Below are 21,516 nucleotides of genomic sequence, written 5' to 3' on the forward strand. Positions count from 1 at the left end.
TAAAAAAAACTCAAAAAATAATAGAAATAAAAACATTAAAAATATTTTTAAACCAAAAAAAATAAGAAATATACATTTTAAAAATAATATTAAAATAAAAAATAATAAATCTGTAGCCAACTGACTCATTTTCTACAAAAAATATAAATATTTAAAAAAGAAGATAAAACTTTCAAAAACTACTAAAAAATAAGTAAAATTTTACTAAAATAGTTAAAAGGTAGGTTTTGCAATTAACATCAGAGCAATATTGATTTAAAAAGAAATAAAAAAAGTCAAAATAACAATCGGTTGTTAAAAAGGAATGCAGTTTTTTTGCTTAGTAAAATTGACCTTTTAGCTTACAGAAATATTTAACTACAATAAAAAAAGAAATAAGCTTATTCATACTGCTATCAAAATTTATTGCATAAAAAAGCCAACTCAAATTCTGAATTGGCTTATTATAAATTAAGCGGACTACATTATTCCTTTAATTTGTTATCACTATACCTCCATTCTTAGGGATTTTTATTTCAACTTCTTTGCTTTTGCTCATCTTCAGTGAACTTACTTTTCCGTTTAACTGATCATCGTCTGCATAATAATTTACCGTGGCACCAGAATTAAGCATTTCTAGCTTCACTTTTATCTTTAATATTTTATTTTCAGCATTAATTCCCGCAATATACCACTTTACCCCTTTTCTTCTGGCTAATAAAACATATCGCCCTGGATATCCGTCCAAAAAGCGAACCTCATCCCAGACCGTCGGCACTTCCTTCATAAATTTTATGGCCCAGTCTGGAGCATCATTTAAATTATTAGGCGCCAAAGCAAAATGCTGCACACCGCTTTGGAAAAGAACTGAAGTGGCTAGAGCAAATACATCTGAAGTCATTCTTTTAGAGCCTTTGTTGGGAATATTATCGCTATTGTAGAATTTGTTCAAAGCGCTTCCGCCAAAATCCATGCTTCCCACCGCATTTCTGATAAAAGTATGCGTTGCCGCATTTACAGCTTCATTATCGCAGCTCTGCTGTCCGAAATGAAGATTCTCGCTTGCCAGAACCGCTTCGCTGGAGGCATAATTCGGATACATGCGCTCCCAGCCTCGAGGCAGGGTGCAGCCGTGGAAAATAACCATTATCCCAAATTCATTGGCATCCGTCAGAATATCTTCATACAGTTTCATGGTCACCTGCTTGTCTCCTCCGAAAAAATCTACTTTAATGCCTTTGATTCCGATGCTTTTCATCCAAGCCATTTCTTTTCTTCTGATGGCCGCATTATCCATTAGTCCTCTCGGGCCTTGCGGAGCATCATTCCAGTACCCGTTTGAATTGTACCATAAATAAAGCCCAACGCCTTTCTGAGCGCCGTATGCCGCCAGTTCTGCTATTTTATCACGGCCAATCTGCACATCCCAAAGCGCATCGATTAAAATGGTTTCATATCCCATCGCCGCGCTGAAATCGATGTACTCCTTCTGCACGGGAAACGTTGTGTTACTATCCATTTTTATTATCCAGCTCCAAGTCCCTTTGGTGTACTGGTATTCTTTGGAAGCTTCATATTTTGGCTTGACCAAGTCAAAAGGAATCGTGGTCTCCACTATCGGAGCAAGCGTTTCTCCAATAGTGATAGTACGCCACGGCGTTTCTCCCGGAAGCGGAATTCCCGGCGCTGATGTTCCGTTTCCGTTGTTTTCTCCGGGCATCGGAAATCCGATTGAATATAATCCGTTCTCATGTCCGATCAGTCTGCTGGCGCAGTAGCCGCCGTCCACCCCTGTTTCAGAAATCAGCACCCATCCGCCGTTTACTTTAAACAGGCATGGAAACGTGTATCCGTTTCCCCAGCCGTTTTTTCCCACTGCATCATCGAGAGCGTATGAAGTCTCATAACTGGGAGCTGTTCTCGCATATCCTGTCATGGGATTGCTTTGTGGGCACAGAAATGTCGCAGTTCCCTTAGGCATCAGAAATCCCGAAGCCTCTTCCTGGACCATGCAGGAAAACGTTTCCTTCTGCGGATACAGTTTATATTTGAATGCCAGATTATTATTGCTTACCCTAAAGATTACATCCAAAGCCGGTCTGCCCTCTTTTGTGAACGAAAAAACAGCCTCGTTGGCCGTGTAATGCACGCTGCTTTTTTTAATGTTGCGCAGCTGATAGGATTCGTCAATTTTATTTTGGACGCCGTTTGCTTTCAAAGCCAGTCCGGAGCTGAAATCTCCCGCATTTGTCTTTAGGCCTAATGGGGATTTTTCTATAAATGTTTTTTCGTTGTAGGTTACGCTATACTGGGGCATTCCCTTATCTGCAGAAACCGATAACGCAAGCTTTCCGTCTGGACTTTTTACAACTGATTGGGCGTTTAGTTTTAAGAAACTAACTAAACACAAGAATATTATTTTTTTAAGATTCATAACCTTTGAAGATTTTTCTTTTTGTAATGATTAAACTCTTTTTACTAAAGTAGGATTAGCTAAAAATGTTATTTCGAAAACATCCAATAATCAAAATACATGATTTTTTCGGCAGCATTGCCTTTGTATATAAAATAAAGATCGTGCACTCCCGAAACTTTTTTAATGTCTGTTGTAACTAGAGTCCATCTGTCATTTCCTCCCGTCATAGGAACTTTTACTGCTCCTATCAATTCTCCATCCAGACTATCCAATCTTATTTCCATAGACACATTTCCATTGTGCGTAGTACCTACTCGAGCCGTAAATTTTGAAGCGCCCGATTCACGAAAATCAACATCTCTGACTTTTGTGAAGGCATTGTTTTTCATGGCTGTAATAAAAACGCCAACTTCCTTATTCTGCATGGATTTTACATCTTTAGACCAAGCTATCGTTTCTGCTTCTGACTTAGCATAAGGATTCAGGCTTCCCATTCCTTTTTTGATGCCTTCTGTCATGTTCATTTCTTTGACTTTACCGTCAGAATTAAAAAGCAACTCTTCAACGGCTACAGATCTGGTAAAGCCACTTCCACCAGGCAAAGCTCCATTATGGTAAAAGAAATAGGTTTTTCCTTTAAAATCTACTACTCCAGGATGATTTGTAAAACTCGTTCCCTGTGTTGGCATTACAACCCCTTGGTATTTCCAAGGCCCAAGCGGACTTTTGCTTGTAGAATACCCTATGTGTTCAGAAATTGGTCCTGCAGCAAAAAACAGATAGTACAATTTATTTCTTTTATAAAGCCACGGTCCTTCTTCATAAGTGGTAGGTCTGCGCGGATCTTCTTTTCCTGTGCGCTTTCCAAATGATTCAATTGTGTTTGGAAATATCTTTACCTCATCGTTATAAGAAATCATGTCTTCATTTAATTTCACATAATGGCAAACTGGATTGCCCCACAATAAATAGGCTTGCCCATCATCATCTATAAAAACAGTCGGATCAATATCGGCGTCACTATTTTGCACCAAAGGTTTTCCTAACGGATCTATAAATGGTCCATACGGACTGTCTGAAACTGCAACACCAATCCCATTTCGCCCTTCATTATCTGTAATTGGAGCATACAAATAAAATTTGCCTTTTCTTTCGATACATTGAATGGCCCAAGCATTCATTTTTGCCCAGTTAAAATCTTTATACGATAATACAGCACCATGATCTGTCCAGTTTACCATATCTTCTGTAGTGTACAATTTCCAGTCATTCATAGTAAACCAAGTAGAATCGTCTTCATCATGCGAAGTATACAAATACAATTTATTATTGTAAACCATTGGCGCTGGATCTGCAGTATAGCTTGTCTGTACAATAGGGTTTTGGGAAAAACCAAATACAGGAATGATAAATGCTGCTAGAAATTTTATTCTTTTTAAATACATTATATGATATATTTTCATTAATTATATTTTAAATCACCGTTAGAACTTTAATTAGAAGCTAATTCGTTTCTGAAATCTTTTCTTCAATTCGGAAATAATCAAAATCAGCGAAACCTCCAGCGGTTTTAGTAGCATAATTAAACAGTCCAAATCGGTAGCCCATAAAATGCGGAATTGTGTATGGCATCTTGATTGGTTTTCCTATGCTGATCCATTTTTTGCCATCTAAACTGTAATAAAACCTTCCTCGATCTGCTTGACTTCTAAAATCGCATTCAGCTTTAAAATATATTTTGTCCTGATTTAATGGTACACTTTCTATTTCTTTTGAATTTCCTTCCTCAGCATCCATCATCACAATTCTTTTTGCTCCTTGATTTACTTTTACTCCCACAAGACCAAAATCTTTTTGCAGCAGCGAAAGACCTGCAGCATCTCCTTCTTTCATCTTTGAAAGTTCAAGCATTGTGGCTGCTGAGCATACAGGACCAAAAGTTCGCTGTGTCAAAATATTTTTTACCTGCGTAAAACTGCTGTCTATTCTGGCTGTTTTTAATCTTAAATACCCCTTTCTTTCTTTTACCGACCAATTTGCATTGTCTGGGTTATGATTCCATTGCCAAACCAAAGGCAGGTCGCTTTCTCCGTTTTTACGGTTAAATTCGTCTGAGTTTACAATTCCGGGAATTAAGCTTTTATTGGCTGAAAGATCTAAATTTTGAGGCACTTTACCATTTTCGCCCAATATTGGCCAGCCATTTTCCCATTTTACAGGAACCAGATATGGAATACGTCCTACACCACCTGCGTCTCTAAATAAATACGAAAACCATTTGCCGTCTGGAGTATCAATAAGTCCGCCTTGTGCAACGCCTAAATCCTGCAGTCCGATCTTTCCTTCCCATGGCCCTGCAATAGTATCTGCTCTATGTACGATTACGGTGCGCATACCGTTTTTTGGCCAGCAGATATTAAACAGATAATACTTTCCGTTAATTTTAAAAAGCTGTGATCCCTCTGCCGGCAGCATGATATCGCTCTTCGCGGGAGCATTAGCATTTTCAATTAAAATTTTCTTTGTTTCTTCTTTAACTTCTGACAGGTCTTCTTTTAATTCGACAATTTGAAGTTTTCCGCCACCCCAAACCAAGTAAACCTTTCCATTATCATCAAAGAAAAGAGAATGGTCGTGATAGGAATTATTTAAAACAATCTTTTTCCAAGGCCCTTTTTCGATATCTTTTGTAGAAAAAATATAGGTTTTGCCTGTTGTTCCCGAAAAAGTGCTCACATAATACATTCCGTTATGATAACGCAGACTGCTCGCCCAAGAACCTCTTCCGTAGTCATTTTTACCATGATCTAGATTCAAGCGATCATCATTATCTTCTAAGGTTTGATAGGCATAATTAACAAGATGCCAATTCACTAAATCCTTAGATTTCATAATAGGCACTCCAGGATTCATGTGCATTGTGGTGCTGCTCATATAGTAAGTGTCGTCAACCCTAATTATAGATAAATCGGGAACATCTGCAAAAATAATAGGATTTTGGGCTTTTACTTTTTGAGAATGACTTGTTACAATAGTAAATGTAATCGCCAAAAAACCATAAATAAAATCTTTTGTTTTCATTGTTGTTGTTTATTTTCGAGATCTCTGAAAAATGTCTAACAGAGATATTATGCGTTAATTCGTAACAATTCTAAGCTGAGAAAACTTCGGACTTATTTTTCTTTCTTTTGCCAGAATTTTAATGTTCAGTACTTCCTTGTTATCTATTTTTATGTTGATTGTCTTTTTATCAGATGACGTTACTACAGCTGGTTTTTCATTAATGAGAATACTAATGTTATCGCTATTGAATTCATCTAAAACACTTATATTCAAAAACTGACCTTTGCTGTTTTTGTTCAGCATTTGATAAGAGATATAGGCACGTGTATTTCGCCAGAACTTTCCGTCCTCGTAACCAGAATTGCTCTTTTCTCCTTTATACAAATGATCGACTTCTGGCTGTTGTTCACCGCAATTTATTTTATCTATTGTTTTGGCTTCAAGTGCCATGGCTTCTATTTCCTGCTTCTTCAGCAACTCCTGCTTTTCTTTATATTCTTCTTTAGAATACGTCTGAAAATACATTTGATAACGGGCATCATGAACTTCAAAAAAAGGCTCTAATTCTAATGAATCTAAGCTATATCTTAAGTTACCTGTTTCTTTAAGTTTTGAAATATAATCTGCTTTATCCCCAACCAATGCATAGGCCTTATCAAGGGGAATAAATTTTCCTCTAGCAGCGTGTCCCATTCGGCTGTCATCTGCAAACAAGCCGTCTAATCCTTCTGTTGAAGTTTTGGCAGCCAGTACAATTGGCCCTTTAACAAATGCACTCCAATTTGAACCGTCTGGCAGATTTTCTAAATGTATTGACGTTTTAAATCTGACAATTATTTTATCTCCCGTTTTCCATTTTTTTGAAATCGAAACATATTCAGAGGGCTGAGATGCTATTTTTTGCTCTTTTCCGTTAACGAATATTTCAAAGTTTTCAGCCCATTTTGGATAACGGATATTCAAAGCAAAGTTTTTTGTTTTTTTAAGTTTTAAAACTAACTCTGTCTGATTCTCATAAGGAAAGTTTGTGTTTTGTTCCAGCTCTACTCCATTTTCTTTCCACTTTAAAACAGATGGAATAAAAAGATTTACAAAAAGATCACTTTGTGTATGACTGTAAATTAATTCTCCATATTTGGTATGATTTTCGAGTCCCGTTCCTACGCAGCACCACATGCTTGTTTGAGGCTGAGAATAAACGCGATAATGATTTGGACGAATAGGCGTAAAATAAACGAAACCTCCTTTTTCTGGATGCTGGCTAGAAAGAATGTGATTGTAAAGTGTTCTTTCGTAAAAATCTAGGTAATGCACATCATTTTTATCGAGAAACAAAGCTTTTGCAAGACGTTCCATATTGTAAGAATTGCAGGTTTCTGGCCCTTCATTTGATTTGACCATGCCGCTAAAATCGTTAACTGGATTAAAATGTTCTGCCACACTGTTTCCTCCAAATGCAACTGTTCTTTTTTGCGTTACATTATTCCAAAAAAACTGGACACCATCTGACCATTCTTTATTATCAGACAGTGCGGCAATCTTCTCAAAACCAACCACTTTCGGTATTTGAGTATTAGCATGAAGTCCTGTGAGTTTGTCTTCTTTTTGCAGTAATGGATTTAATAAAGCTTTATGCGATAATTTTTCGGCCGTTTCAAGATATTTTTTGTCCTTTGTAATGATATACAAATCGGCAAAAGATTCATTTATACCTCCATGCTCTGTTGCTAAAACTTTCTGAATTTGTTCATCCGAAAGTGGACGGATTAATTCTATAAACCAATCTCCAAGTTTTATTACTATATCTTTCGCTTGCTCACTTCCTGTGTATTGATAAGCATCAGTCAAACCCGCAAAAAGTTTGTGAATGTTATAAATCGGAACCCAAGTATTATTCAAACCAAAACTGCTTCCGTCTATGTCTCCTTTATGAATTCGATCCCAAAAAACTTTGCCTTGCGGAATGCCTCCAACATAGCCATTGCCATTTTTAGCCTGACAGCGCGCCAATTCTGAAAGCATATAGTCTAGCCTATCTTTAAGCTCTTTGTTTCCAGTAGATTTATACATCAGAGCTAAAGCCGAAAGGTAATGTCCACCTATATGTCCATCCAATCCTATATTTTCCCAATTACCATAACGATCTGCTTTTGGCGGAAGTCTAGATTCCAATAAATAAGGCGCTAGAAGTTTGTCAGGATCTAATGCTAAAATATACTTAAGGTCTACATCTTGAGCATTTTTAAATGGTCCATCTTTTAGTTTTACTTCGCTTAAATCAAATAACTTCATTTGAGCCGATAAGTTGGTCACCATCAATAAGGCAAATAGGCAAAACAATATGTTGTTTTTCATTAGAGAATTTAATTTGAATTATTTTACTAAAAATATATTTTCTTTATCAGTTTTAAAATCCTTTCTCACTAGTAAAAGATCCGATAAATTTATTGGGACACTCTTTCACTTTCTGGAGCTCCCAAATAAGAAGGCTTCAAACCGCCAGTGTCAATCAATATTTTTTGAAGCACAATTCCTGGGTCTAAAACCCTGAAACGAAGTGTGTGTTTTCCTGACTTCAAAATAGTATGTTTAGTAACAGAATGAATCATATGCTCTGCCTGCCATTTACCTAATTCTCCTTTATAATGCCCATTAAAATTGACTTGTTGCGGTTTTTCGCCATCAAAAGATATTTCATATCGAAGTCCTTTATTGCTATTAAAATTAAGCGTTGGAGCAAGTAAAAGTTCGACCTTAAATTCTCCCGTTGAAGCAAAATTGATTTCATATTCTACAAAGACATTATCATCTGCTGTTGGGTAAATATTTTGCGGAAATGTGGTTATTCCACTCAGTGTTTTTCCGAAATCTGGAATCACCTCCCAATGTATTTTTTTTGAATTATTGACCGTAGAAAAGTGTTCTGCATGAATCGAAACATAACCCTCTTTTTCTGCAAAAACTTTCGGAACTATAATTTCGCTATCAGGAAGATATTTTACCTCAGGAAGAATATTTTTGGGACCATCGTGCCAAGCTTTATAACCTATACGCATTTGATCCATCATGTGAGGCCATTTGCCCCCTGCAATTTCATTATTGTACTTGTTTTGAAGAATAGAATCGCGTTCAAATTTTACTTTAACCTCATCTGCATAATAATTGGCAAGATCGTTTTTTTCTGACGCAAGTTTCTTGTTTTTTGCCTGTGCAAAATACATTTCATAAAGATTGCAGCAGGCGTCTATAGGATACAAAACCAGCTCGAAATAAGCATCTTTATATTCGTTTGGAAGTTCGTTGTAAACTCTGTAAGCATCTAGTGCTAATTTTTTGTAATCGTTAACAACCATTTCAAATTCATTATAATTTTCTAAAGAATAGGTTTTGCTGTCCAGCATTTCTGGCGTAACACGACGATTAAATTTCGGATAGGTATTTAATAATCTGGCTATTTCTTTAGCATATTTGCTTCCAAATTGTGCTCCTGCCCAGCTTTCTGTATATTGAAATAAATTCTGAGAGTTGAAGTTTTTAGGATTCCAAGCCATGTCTAAAAAGAAGCTGATCGGGAATTCCATTGGTTTTAAATCACCAACATTTACAATCCAGACTTTATCGACTCCATTTTCATAACTAAGGTTCATTTGTTCCCAAACTCTTTGTATCGGACTTATGTTAATCCATTTTGAATTTCTTGGACCTCCAACATAGTCAAAATGATAATACATTCCGTAACCTCCTTTATGCAGCGGTTTAGAAAGATCTGGAAGTTTGCGGACATTTCCCCAATTGTCATCGCAAAACAGAAGAATTACATCATCAGGAACTCGCATTCCCTGATCGTAATAATCTTGAACCTCTTTGTACAAAGCCCAAACCTGAGGTGTTTTATTGGCGCTTTGCCCTGTTTCTTTCTCAATAATTTTGCGCTGTTCTTTTACAATATTTTCCAGCAGACTTATATTGGTGCCTTCGCTCATTGCTTCGTCTCCATCGCCACGCATCCCAATAGTTACCAGTTTTTCCCAATTTTTGCTTCGCTGAATCCCCGTTTTCCAGAATTCGTCTAAAACAGTTTTGTTTTTGGAATAGTCCCAAACATTCGGCAAATTATTTTTTTTAATATAACGTCGCCAGTCGGTTTGTGCCAAAGCCATTGGTTCATGGTGAGAAGTTCCCATTACAATCCCCATTTCATTTGCTAGAGGCCCGCTCGCCACATCATCGTCATAAAATGCATTTCCCCACATCGCAGGCCACATATAATTGCCCTTTAGTCTAAGTACTAATTCAAAAACCTTTTCATAAAACTTGCTATTAAAACCGCCAAAAGTAGCTTTTGCCCAGCCACTCAATGCTGGTGCTTCATCATTAAGGAAAATGCCTCGGTACTTTACAGCTGGTTCTCCATCTGTGTAGATCCCTTTAATGAAATAAATGTTTTCTTTCTGTTTTACAGGCACATCAGCCCAGTAATACCAAGGAGAAACGCCAATCTGTTTCGATAATTCATAAATTCCGTAAATCGTACCGCGTTTGTCGCTTCCTGCAATTACGAGCGCATCGTCTACACCTTTAAAAGGACTTCTAACGTGTTGTATGATGAATTTTTCATTCTTCCCTTTGAGTTCTTTTCTTTCGATTTTTTTCTGTTTAATTAAATCATCAATAACAGAATTAGATCCAATCGTTCCAATGATAATGAGCGGTGATGATGCATTAGGATTTTGGTTTAAAATAAGCGGCCGCTGGCCTGTAACTTTCTCAAAATCGGACTGTAGATTATGTACAGCTCGCAAAATGCCTGCATCTAAATTTGGATTTATAAAAAAAGAAAGTGACAGCGATTTTTCTTTCAGCACCATAACATTCTGGCTTTTATCTTCTGTTATAAAAGGCTGAGAAGCTTTTGATAGCGTACTTGCTAAAACAAAAATCAAGGCGTATATAAATTTCAAATAGTTTTTCATCAGGTATTTTTTATCATTCATTTCAGATTCAGCTTATTTTAGATCAAAATCTTTGATTCTGTTTTGTGTTATTTGAATAATAACTGTGAATACAGGAACAAATCGTGTCTCCATACTGGCCAAGTGTGTCCGCCTGGATATTCGCTGTATTTATACTTTATGCCGAATTGATCAAATTTCTGCATCATGATTTTACAATTCTCGTAAGCTATGTCTTCTTTTCCTCCCATCGAAATCCAGAAATCTTTTAAGTTAGCATTTATTGACTGCGCATTGTTTTTCATAAACTCATATTGGGGATCTGATAATTTCGGATTGTTTGCCCACCAGCCTGAACTGAAAACGCCCAGACTTGAAAACATATTAGAGTTTTTAATTCCAGCGTAAAGTGTCTGCAATCCACCCATTGATAAACCGGCTAAAGCTCTACTTTTGCTGTCTGTCGCAACTTTAAAATTGCTTTCTACAAAAGGTATGGCTCCATTTTTCAGTTCGTTTTCAAATGCTTTTAGTGTTTCTTCTCCAAAACCTGCAATACCGCCTGTATTGCCCATATTGCCGTCAAGCATTACAATAAGCATTTTCTTTGCTTTGTTTTCGGCAATTAAATTATCCAAAATCAAATTTGCTTTTCCTTGAGTGCTCCATCCTCTTTGGTCTTCACCACCTCCGTGTAAAAGATACAGCACAGGAAATTTTTGTGAAGAGGTTTCGTATCCTGGCGGCGTATACACATACATTTCACGCCATGAATTAGTTCCTTTTGAAAAGTATTTCATTATTCTTACCTCACCATGCGGAACAGTTTTCAATTCATAAAAATCACTATCTTTTTTCGGGATTTCTATTCCACTGGCCATGCGCCCCATTCCATAAAAAGTTTCGCTTGACGGATCTGCAACTGCCACACCATCAATCAAAAGCGAGTAATAATTAAATCCTCCGTTTATAGGGTCAGTTGTAACATTCCAGACTCCCTGACCATCTTTCTGCATGTCGTACTTTTTCCCAAGGTCTATCTGCACTTTTGATGCGTCAGGTGCATTGACTTTAAAGATTACTCTGTTATCAGGCAGAATCTGAGGATATTTGGCATTACGTATGTTGGTTTGAGCTGTGGCTCCTAAAACCGTATATTTTGCAAAACTTGATTCATCAACTGGTTTGAACAATAACTGCGAAAACATGTACAAGCTGTTTTTCCATACTTTGAAATCGTGAACTCCTGGTTCTAGATAATAGATGTGCGGGACATTGTTTTTGAATAAATAATCGTGTGTTCGTTTGCTGTTTTCCAGCAGCCAATCGTTATCTCCGCAAGAAATCCACAGCAGTTTCAGTTTCTTTTTGGCTTCTTCAGGATTTGGCACCAATTCTTCTGTTTTCTTGGTATTTGGAGCCGAAGAAAATCCACCGATCCAAGCAAATTTATCTAGATTTGTCAAACCGAAATTCAGAGACTGTCCGCCACCCATAGATAATCCTGCAATGGCACGATGCTCTCTGTCTTTGTAAACATTATATTTTTTTTCAATGAAAGGAATCAAATCCTTCAATAAATCTCTTTCAAAATCTGCAAATGCCTGCACTTTGTCTGGCGCCATTATATTTCCGGTAGCGCTGTCATCTTTCATGGCTCTTCCGTTTGGCATTACTACGATCATCGGTTCTACTTTTCCTTCTGCATAAAGATTGTCCAATATAATCTGAGGACTTCCACCATTAAGCCATTCTTTTTCATCTCCGCCAATTCCGTGCAAAAGGTACAAAACTGGATATCTTTTGCTTTTACTAAATCCAGGTGGCGTATAAATAGTGGCTTTTCTGCTTGTTCCAACTGTTTTTGAATCATAACTTACCGTTTCTACTTTTCCTGATGGAACTGATGGGTTTAACTGATCAAAACCGACTGGCGCTTGAACTATAAAAGGCTCATTTGAGCTATCTGATTTATAGCCTAATAATGAAAGCATTTTTTCTGCATAACGTTTTCCTAAATCTCTATATCCTGCCGAACTAAAGTGAAGGAAATCTGGAGCTACTGCGCAGCCTTTAGATGAAATTATATAAGAGGTTGGAATGGTTTGAGGAAGTGTTGCAATGATTTTATTCATGCTGGCGCATTTTCCTTTTTGTTCTTCATGAACGGTTTCACCTGAAAGCAATGGCACTTTTTTAGGATCAAGGTTTAGATCTTTCATCAGATTATCATATACTATTTTAACCTTTTTCGGCCATAGAGTATCGCCCGTGTTAGATTCTCCCTGATGCAGTAAAATACCTTTTATAACTCCTTTCTTTTGTGCAATTTTTGCCATTTCAACCAATCTTGCATACGGACTGCCATTGTATTCCTTAAGCATGCCTAGCATCCATTCTGGTGCTGTTTTTACGTAATTTTCAACATTATTTTTATCAAAAAGCTCGATTTTACATCCTCCCACAGCAACATTTACCACTCCCACTTTTACATTTTTAGGAAGATTGGCTACCATAGTTCTTCCAAAATAATCTGTCAATGTTAATCCTGTTTTACATCTGCATAATGGCGGAATTGCAGTATACCATTTTCCCATTTCGCGATTCAAATCTGGGCAATTTACAGCTTCCAGAACCTGAAAACGAGGATCTACATTTATTTTGTCTTCAGCTTCTATCGGAGCAGCGCCTTCCATATTGGACTGTCCAAAACTTAAATAAACATGAAAATTTGGATCTTGAGAATATCCATTCAGTCCCTTTAAAAAAAGAACTGCTATTGCGAAAAATCTAATTATTGATTTCATGATATCTTGTTAAAGTTGTTTTAATACTAAATGGGATTTCACTTAAATAAATTTAAATCTATGACTTCGCCCATTCTTTGATAACCTAATTCATTAGGATGTAAAAAATCCCCATCATGCATATTAGATAAAATGGTTTTAGAATCGGTTTCCGAAGCCATTTCTTTATCAAAATCTATTACTGCATCAAAATGGTTATTTCGAATCCAAGCATTCACTAGATCTCTTGCTTCCTGTTTGAAAGGCGCGTCATAAAATGATTTTTGAAAAGGCAAAATCGTACAGCCGTAGACTTTTATGCCTCTGGCGTGTGCTTTTTCTATCATAATTTTATAAGCATCTATAATTTCTTGTGCTTTTACAGGAGCATCTTCTGCACGTTTAATTCCGCCAATATCATTTATTCCTTCTAAAATCAAGAGCCATTTTGTACCGGTTTGCGAAAGCACGTCACGATCAAAACGTTCTAAAGCCGTTGGCCCAAGTCCGCCTTTTACAACGCAATTTCCTCCTATTCCTAAATTTAGAACTCCAATATTTTGAGTTGCTTTATCGGCTGCCAGTCTAGCTGCCAGAATATCGGTCCATCGATTTTGTTTGTTTGTTCCAGAACCGCGTCCATCTGTAATGGAGTTTCCTAGACAAACAATATTAGATGCCTTTTTTGATGCCACAACATCGACGCCAACAATAGAATACCAATGATCTGTTTTTACGGCGTCCGAGAAAACATCATTATTGATATTGTCTCCCGATAAAATATAAGAGGTCGTTCTCGATCCTGGGTGTCCAGTTGTTCTTGGTGATGCAGCTCCATAATAAATGGTTATGGCTAGTAATTGACCTTGCTTTAGCTGAAAATTCAGTTTATCTGAAAATAGTTCTTGGCCTGGATTTAATGTTACTTCTTGATTTCCATTAAAACTCAGATTTTTTTGTGTGTTTTTATCAATCGCAGGAGCCTCAAGCACATTGGCTATACTGACTTTTTTTAGAACTGTAGGCTGATCGCTGAATAGATTTGAAAAACGCAGACGAATATGCTCTCCTCCAATCGAAACTTTTATAATCTGACGAAGTGTATTTTCGGCCAAACCTGGGGCTGGAGGCATATTGTTTGGTTCTACAAGCATTGGTGCACAAGCCCACGATCCGACCCAATTTTCAGCTTTCGTCTTTTCAGAAGAATTTGCTAAAGGCTGATTGGTTTTACATCCTAGTATTAAAGTGAAAAGCTGTAAAAGCAATATATATTTTAAATATCTTTTTATCATTTCTACTAAAATTTGATGACTGCTATTATGCTAAAAAAACAACTCCCATAAATCATTTTTCAAATTGAAATAAATGGGAGTTGTAAATTTTATTTCGGATGTGAATTATTTGATGAAGTGGCATATAAACCCACCAAAGCTCCTGTAAATCCGCCTGCAACATTTGTTGAAAGAATATCTCCTGAAACTGGATTTCCTAGATTTTCAAAATCAGCACCGTTTAAAGCATAGCTAAACTGATAATCGTCGCCTGTTGCTTTAACTTGCAAACGTATTGCTCCTTTGATTTCTATTTTTGCGCTTGACACAATTTCTGATTGTCCTTTTTCTGTTCTTTCCAACAGTATATAGGTGTCTTTTCCTTTCTTAGTGATACCAAAAACGTAATTGTAGCTTTCGTTCTGCAGACATACAATTCCTGCCAGATCTTTTTCTGACTCTGGCTTATATTCTAAAGTTGTTGTAAAAGAAAAAGTATTATGCTGCTGTCTGTAAAATAAAGTAGAAGTTGGTTTTAGTTCCTTGATGTTTACAGCAAATGGCGTAATCTGCAAACCTTTTTTAACAATAGAAATAAAGTGTTCTCTTGGTCCGCGTAATCCAATCCATCTATAATCTAACTTCTGTGATGTAAAATTTTCTGTAAATGTAAAGTTGCCATTAGGGAAAAAACCATCTTTACCTGTTTTATTTACCACACCGTTTGGCATTTTTAATTTTGGCCCCATTGGAACTAAACCGTTCTCAAAAACAGGAAAGGTACCTGACCAGTCTACTGGCAGCATAAAAGTTTCACGTCCAGCGTTTACTCTATCTTTTTCGTTTGGACGAATTCCTAAAAATACGCCATAATATTTATTGTCTGGACCAAGGACTAAATCTGCATGTCCTGCCCAATCTACTTTGTTAGGTCTGTTTTGAGGGAAATATCTCTGTGTTAGAATTGGGTTATTATATGCTGGTTTAAAAGGTCCTTTTGGACTATCGCTAATAAAAACAACTTCGCTATGATTTCCTCCGGTACCTCCTTCAGCACACATTAAATAGTAATGATTGTCTTTTTTATACAAATGCGGAGCTTCAATCCAAATTGGTTTCTTAGAAAGGTCAACTCCACCATCCACAATAATTTTGTCCGTTCCCGGAATTACCTGATCTTTCTCTAAATCATATTCCCAAACTTTAATTACTCGATGTCCGTTATACAGTTCTTTTCCTTTATCGGGAGCATCATTGTGCACGACATACCCTTTTCCGTCATCATCAAAGAAAATAGAAGGATCTATTCCGTCAAAAGCTAATTTAATTGGACTTCCCCAACCTTTTTTAGGGTCTTTAGTTTTTACAATGATATTTCCTAAACCGCCTGTAAAAGCAGTAACAATCATATAAAAAGTATCATTATGAGGATTATACGTAATTCCAGGTGCATAAACTCCTGCACTGATTCCTGTATCATGAGGATTAAACTCTGAAACTTTATTTAATACCCCTCCCAAATCGGTCCAGTTTACTAAATCTTTAGAGTGAAAAATGGGAACTCCAGGAAACATGGCAAACGAAGAACACACCATATAATAATCGTCTCCTTTTCTTGTAATGGCCGGATCAGGATAACATCCCTGCAGAATCGGAGAATAAAATTCATCTTCTTTTAACGGATTGCTTTTGTAAATCTGGTCATCTCCTACGTAAGTTGCGTTTGAAAAGATTGGATCTTTACTGCTTTTCTTTTTTAGGATAGTGCTTTCCTGAGCCTGTGTAAGGATAGAGCAAAACAGAACAGCAACTGATATAAGAATCTTTTTTTTATTGCTCATTTTATATTGTTTGTTAAAGTAAATTTCGAAAAAATATTAAAAAGCCGAGATGGTTACTCCCGGCTTGTTTAAAACTAAATTAATAAACCCTAATAAGATAATTCATTACAATTGACCTTATTTGATTAGCATTAGTTTTTAGAAAAATAAAACTTAATATCCTGGATTTTGGTAAGCTGCTTTTTCATCAGCAGACATTTCCATTCCGTCGATTTGTCCTTGCGGGATTGGTCTTAGATAATGATGCGGATCAATTGTGCGGGTTACTACTTCTGGCGTATGCTGTCCATAGTTAGATCCTCCGATAGAATATTTACCCGCAATTTCATTCCATTTTTGTGTTCTTACTAAGTCATACCAACGGTATCCTTCGCCAAAAAATTCACGTGAACGTTCAGCAAGAATGTAGTTAATATCAATTACAGCTGGAGTTGCATTGGTCATAGCAGCACTATTATCCTGAATTTTAGCTGTATTTCCATTATTGTCCCATTTCCATTTTCCTGCTCTAGCTCTAAGTACATTTACAAGAGATCTAGCACTCCAAGATCCTGTAGCTCCTTTAACAGCTGCTTCAGCTGCAACCAAATATAATTCAGAGAATTTTGCTACTGGGAATGGTCTTGTGCTTCCTGCATTAGGTTGCCCTAATCCTCCAGCGTTATCTGTTCTGTAAGGCCCAAGTTTCCAGAAACCTGGATATACAATTCTACTAATGCCTTTCGGAGAAATCACATAATCTGCTCTTCCCGGCAATACTCCTGCACCTACTCCGCTGTCGCCTTGCCCAGAAGGATAAGTGATTGCAGTTGCTGGTTCATCATTAAGGAAGCTTAAAACGGCATCACCTGGTTTAATTGTCAAACCATTTGCATTCGTTAGAGTTGCCACACCTGTAAGACCTGTTCCTTGAAGATTCCAATTTCCTCTGAAAACAGTTGTAAATGTTCCGTCGTATCTTGAATCATTAGTCTTATCCGCAAAAGTGTTGGTAAAAACTTCAATAGGCGGCGCCATTCTTGTCCATGGGCGTCCTAAAAATTGATTCGCTTCTCTTTGTACTGAAGAAACTGCTGCAGTTCCGTTTTTACTTCTTATAGCAGTGTAGTTCCAAGTCACCATCCAACCTGAAAAGTTATCTGGAGCACCACCACTACCGTACGTAAGACTTGCACCATTGTAATATTCGCTTTCTTGCGTATGATCTGCATAAAGCATTACTTCTTTATTTCTGTCATTTGCTCCTGCATTAACATCATAATACGAATCAAGCAGTCCATAAGACCCAGGATTATTTATTCCTTCTACAGCCAAATCATAGGCCTTCTGAAAATACCACTGTGCATTATGTCCGTCAGGATCTGTTCTTGGAGTATCTGGATAAGTTGGAATATTATTTGGGTTTTCTAACCACCAAGCATAAGTAAGATATGCCTTTGCTAGAAATAATCGTGCTACAGTTTTAGTTACCGTACCTGTCAATCTAGGTGCATCTGGAAGATCGTTAACTGCTGTAATCAAATCTGGAAAAATGGCTTTTGTATATACTTCAGGAACAGTATTTCGTTTAGAATATCTTGAAGGTTTGCTGTTAAACTTTAATTCTCCAGCTCCTAAATCTAATGGCACACCTCCAAAAGTTTGCACTAAAAGAAAGTAATCAAACCCTCTAAAAAATTTAGATTCAGCAATTAAACTGCTAGCAACACCTACGGCTGCTCCATTTTCGATAATACCGCTCGCGGTATTGATATCATAATAAGAGTTATTCCACAAAACATCTGAACGGCTTGAAGTTGGATTAATGATACCCACCCCAGATAAATCGTGATCTTTAAAATTTCCGTCTGCACTTTGCGCATATGTTGCCTCATCTGTTCCTGTCTGGCATGCATTATAAAAATAAGCTTGTCCGTAAATCCAGCGTAAATGTGCGTAATGAGAAGTTAATCCCTGTTTAACTCCCTGCTCTGTTTTAAAGTAGCCTGGTTCATAAAAATCATGAGGTTTTTCCTCTAATATATCAGAGCAGCCGGCTAATGAAAGTAAAACCGTTGATCCTATAATTAAATTTTTAAAAATATATCGTTTCATGTCTGTATCTGATTAAAATGTTAAATTAAGTCCAAATAAATAATTTCTGGTTGCAGGAGTGTTTGTACCGATAACAGAAAATCTTCTCTGATAAGAGGCAACAGCCTGATTTTCGTCACCAAATGAATTCGTTTCAGGATCCATTCCAGATTTATCATGATATGGAGAAAATAAAACAAACGGATTCTGCACTGTGAAATAAAGTCTTAACTTGTCTATTCCTACATTTTTTGTAAAGTTTGGATCAAGAGTATACCCAAGAGTCATTGCTCTAATTTTTACATAAGAAGCATCAAAATATCCCATAGTTGACATATATTTAGGGTTATCTCCGCTTCTGATACCTCTCGGATTAGGGAATTCTCCGTCTCTATTATCTGGAGTCCAATAGTCAACATCTACGTTGCTTCTACGTCCGTTTAATAAGTTCATATAACTTGCTCCTCCATATAATGTGCTTATTAATACACCTCCGCTTTTAAATGCTCCTACTGCATTAAAATCAAATCCTTTGTAAGTTACATTAGTATTAAAACCTCCTTGGAAATCAGGATCTGTTTCAATAATCTGGCGATCGCTTGCATTAATGGCACGAGTTGGCGAACCATCTGGATTATATTCTCCGGTATATTTCACTTTGATCGATCCTACAACTGTTCCCTGCTGATTAATTCCAGTTGGTCCTGGCTCAAGAATTGACATATATGGATCACCTTCTTGCCAGATTCCAACCTTTTCATAATCATAGATTGAATTAATATTATATCCAACAAACCAATTGTTTGCTTCATCACGACTAGCTCCTGATGCTAAAGCAACAAGTTTGTTTTCGTTTTTGTAGAAGTTAACTCCCACAGACCATGTCACACCTTTAGGATTATCTAAAATAACTCCGTTCAATGAGATTTCATAACCTTTGTTTTGTGTTTCTCCCACGTTAGCCACATAACTGCTTACACCAGATGTTGCTGGAAGACCCACACGCTGCAATAGATTTTTTGTATTGGTTTTATAATATTCAACTGTACCAGATAAGCGGTTATTAAAAAATCCGAAATCTAAACCATAGTTCCATGTAGTTGAGAACTCCCATCCCAAATTAGGATTTGGAAGCTCAGTAACATATACTCCTGTTGAATTATTGCTTCCAAAATTGTATGGTCTTGTACTTAAAGCTCCTAGTGTTGCATAAGGAGCTACTGCCTGATTTGAAGTTTCTCCATACCCCGCTCTCAATTTCAATAAATTGATATGTTTAATATCTTTCAAGAATGACTCATTTGAAAGTGTCCAACCAGCAGATACAGCAGGATAAGTTACCCATTTGTTTCCAGGAGATAATCTTGATGAACCGTCAGAACGAACTGTTCCAGATATAAAGTAACGGTTATCATAAGAGTACATTAACCTAGCCATATAAGATGTTAATCCCCATTGCGTATAATCCTGATCCGCAGGGTTAATTACAGCTTCTTCCTCGCTTTGCCCTAAATTGTAAAATTGGAAAGCATCAGAGGTAATTCCATTTCGAGTCACTCTCGAACTTTGTCCTGTATATTGTTCATTTGAATACAATCCAACAAAATTTATTGTATGTTTCTGTGCAAAAGTTTTATCATAAGTCAATAAATTTTCCAACAGCCATTGTGTAGACCAGCCGTTTGTTATTGCCGCATTAGAAAGTGTCGTTGGGTTTACGTCAAAAACTCCTTGACCTTCATAATATCCAGCATTTGATGTGCGTAAATTCAAACCTGTATTAAGTCTGTATTTCAGCCCTTCAACACCTGGAATTTTAATTTCTGCAAAAATGTTATTATATGAACTGAAAGCTCTATTTAAATTCACATAAGCATCTCCTAAATTTTCAATAGATTTTCTAGTGTAAACCCACTGGTCATCTGCTGCCATGCTCACTGTTCTTTTCAAAGAACCATCTGCATTGTACGGATTAGCAAGCGGTGAAGTCTGCAAAATAGTTCCTGTTCCGATATTATCTCCATTTGTAATGCTGTAATTACTATTGGTGTTAAATCCTATACGAATAGATCGATTAATCTGCTGGTCTAAACCTGCTCTAAGGCTAAAACGCTCATAGCTTTGGCCAGGAAGAACTGATTCTTCTTTGTAATATCCTAAACCTGCATTGTACGCACCTGTTTCACTTCCACCCGAAACGCTAACATCATGGCTGATCATTTCGCCAGAACCGTATAATGAATCCTGCCAATCTGTATTTACATTTCTTTTCTCATCAACACCATCTACATATAAACCTGTATAATCACGAAGAGTAGCAAATTTAGAAGCATCCATCATAGGATATTTTGAAAAAACCTGTTTAATACCGCTAAAACCATTGTAGGTAAAAGTAGCTTTCTGATTTTTTCTTCCTTTTAAAGTAGTCACTAAAATTACACCGTTGGCTCCGCGAGAACCATAAATGGCGGTAGCAGAAGCATCTTTCAAAATATCCACAGACTTAATATCTGCTGGATTAATATCTCCTATAGAACCCGCAAACGGAACCCCATCCAATACTACTAAAGGATCATTACTACCAGTAAGAGATCTTGTTCCTCGAATCCTTATCTGCATTGCAGCACCAGGTTTAGAAGAAGTTTGCGTCATCTCAACCCCTGCAAGTCTACCTTGCAAAGCTTGGGTAATATTGGCAGCGGGCACTTCATTTAATTCTTTTCCTCCTAATGATGCAACCGATCCTGTAACAGCCTCCTTAATTTGGGTACCGTATCCAATTACAACTACTTCTTTTAAGGTATTTGAGTCTTCCTCCAAAAGCACATTGATCTTGGTTTGTCCATTCACGCTAATTTCTTGGCTTTTAAATCCTATAAAGCTAAAAACAAGAATACCATTTGAAGGAACACTTATAGAATAATTACCGTCGAAACCTGTACTTACTCCGTTTTTTGCTCCTTTTAGATTAACATTCACACCAGGAATTGGACCATTTGCATCCGAAACTGTTCCTGTAACTGTTGTTTGCGCCTTAATTTGCATTGAGACCAAAAACAATAGGATCAAAAAACCGAAGCTTTTTATATGCTTCGATTTACTTGTAATAAAAAAATTATTCATAAAAATTGA

10 protein-coding genes are annotated in these 21,516 nt (G+C 36.8%); all 10 read right to left on the bottom strand.

Annotation, left to right across the window (positions count from 1 at the left end; genetic code table 11):
- Positions 1 to 472: 472 nt before the first annotated feature.
- Positions 473 to 2,413 (bottom strand): glycoside hydrolase family 97 protein, encoded by a 1,941-nt coding sequence (locus FF52_RS18140; RefSeq protein ID WP_008467828.1) that lies wholly within the window; start codon positions 2,411 to 2,413, stop codon positions 473 to 475.
- Positions 2,414 to 2,481: 68 nt separating this feature from the next.
- Positions 2,482 to 3,840: a glycoside hydrolase family 43 protein gene (locus tag FF52_RS18145; protein WP_008467829.1), complete on the bottom strand. Its 1,359-nt coding sequence runs from the start codon at positions 3,838 to 3,840 to the stop codon at positions 2,482 to 2,484.
- A 58-nt stretch (positions 3,841 to 3,898) separates the two neighbouring features.
- Complete coding sequence (locus FF52_RS18150; RefSeq protein ID WP_008467830.1) at positions 3,899 to 5,476, bottom strand: glycoside hydrolase 43 family protein; 1,578 nt, start codon at positions 5,474 to 5,476, stop codon at positions 3,899 to 3,901.
- Between the two features lie 54 nt (positions 5,477 to 5,530).
- Positions 5,531 to 7,813, bottom strand: a complete 2,283-nt coding sequence (locus tag FF52_RS18155; RefSeq protein ID WP_008467831.1) for a glycoside hydrolase family 127 protein — start codon at positions 7,811 to 7,813, stop codon at positions 5,531 to 5,533.
- 89 nt (positions 7,814 to 7,902) lie between these two features.
- Entirely contained in the window at positions 7,903 to 10,452 is a 2,550-nt protein-coding gene (locus FF52_RS18160; protein ID WP_008467832.1) for a glycosyl hydrolase 115 family protein, read from the bottom strand.
- 47 nt (positions 10,453 to 10,499) lie between these two features.
- Positions 10,500 to 13,217, bottom strand: coding sequence for an alpha/beta hydrolase-fold protein (locus tag FF52_RS18165; protein WP_008467833.1), 2,718 nt, complete (start codon positions 13,215 to 13,217; stop codon positions 10,500 to 10,502).
- A 38-nt stretch (positions 13,218 to 13,255) separates the two neighbouring features.
- Positions 13,256 to 14,491 (bottom strand): SGNH/GDSL hydrolase family protein, encoded by a 1,236-nt coding sequence (locus FF52_RS18170; RefSeq protein ID WP_008467835.1) that lies wholly within the window; start codon positions 14,489 to 14,491, stop codon positions 13,256 to 13,258.
- 89 nt (positions 14,492 to 14,580) lie between these two features.
- The gene (locus FF52_RS18175; RefSeq protein ID WP_008467836.1) at positions 14,581 to 16,311 is read right to left on the bottom strand and encodes a glycoside hydrolase family 43 protein; all 1,731 of its coding nucleotides are present in this window, start codon (positions 16,309 to 16,311) and stop codon (positions 14,581 to 14,583) included.
- Between the two features lie 153 nt (positions 16,312 to 16,464).
- A complete protein-coding gene (locus tag FF52_RS18180) occupies positions 16,465 to 18,405 on the bottom strand; it encodes a RagB/SusD family nutrient uptake outer membrane protein (protein WP_008467838.1) in 1,941 nt (646 codons plus the stop codon).
- Positions 18,406 to 18,417: 12 nt separating this feature from the next.
- Complete coding sequence (locus FF52_RS18185) at positions 18,418 to 21,507, bottom strand: SusC/RagA family TonB-linked outer membrane protein (RefSeq protein ID WP_008467839.1); 3,090 nt, start codon at positions 21,505 to 21,507, stop codon at positions 18,418 to 18,420.
- Positions 21,508 to 21,516 lie beyond the last annotated feature (9 nt).

It is taken from the genome of Flavobacterium sp. F52, from assembly GCF_000278705.1.
Classification (GTDB): domain Bacteria; phylum Bacteroidota; class Bacteroidia; order Flavobacteriales; family Flavobacteriaceae; genus Flavobacterium; species Flavobacterium anhuiense.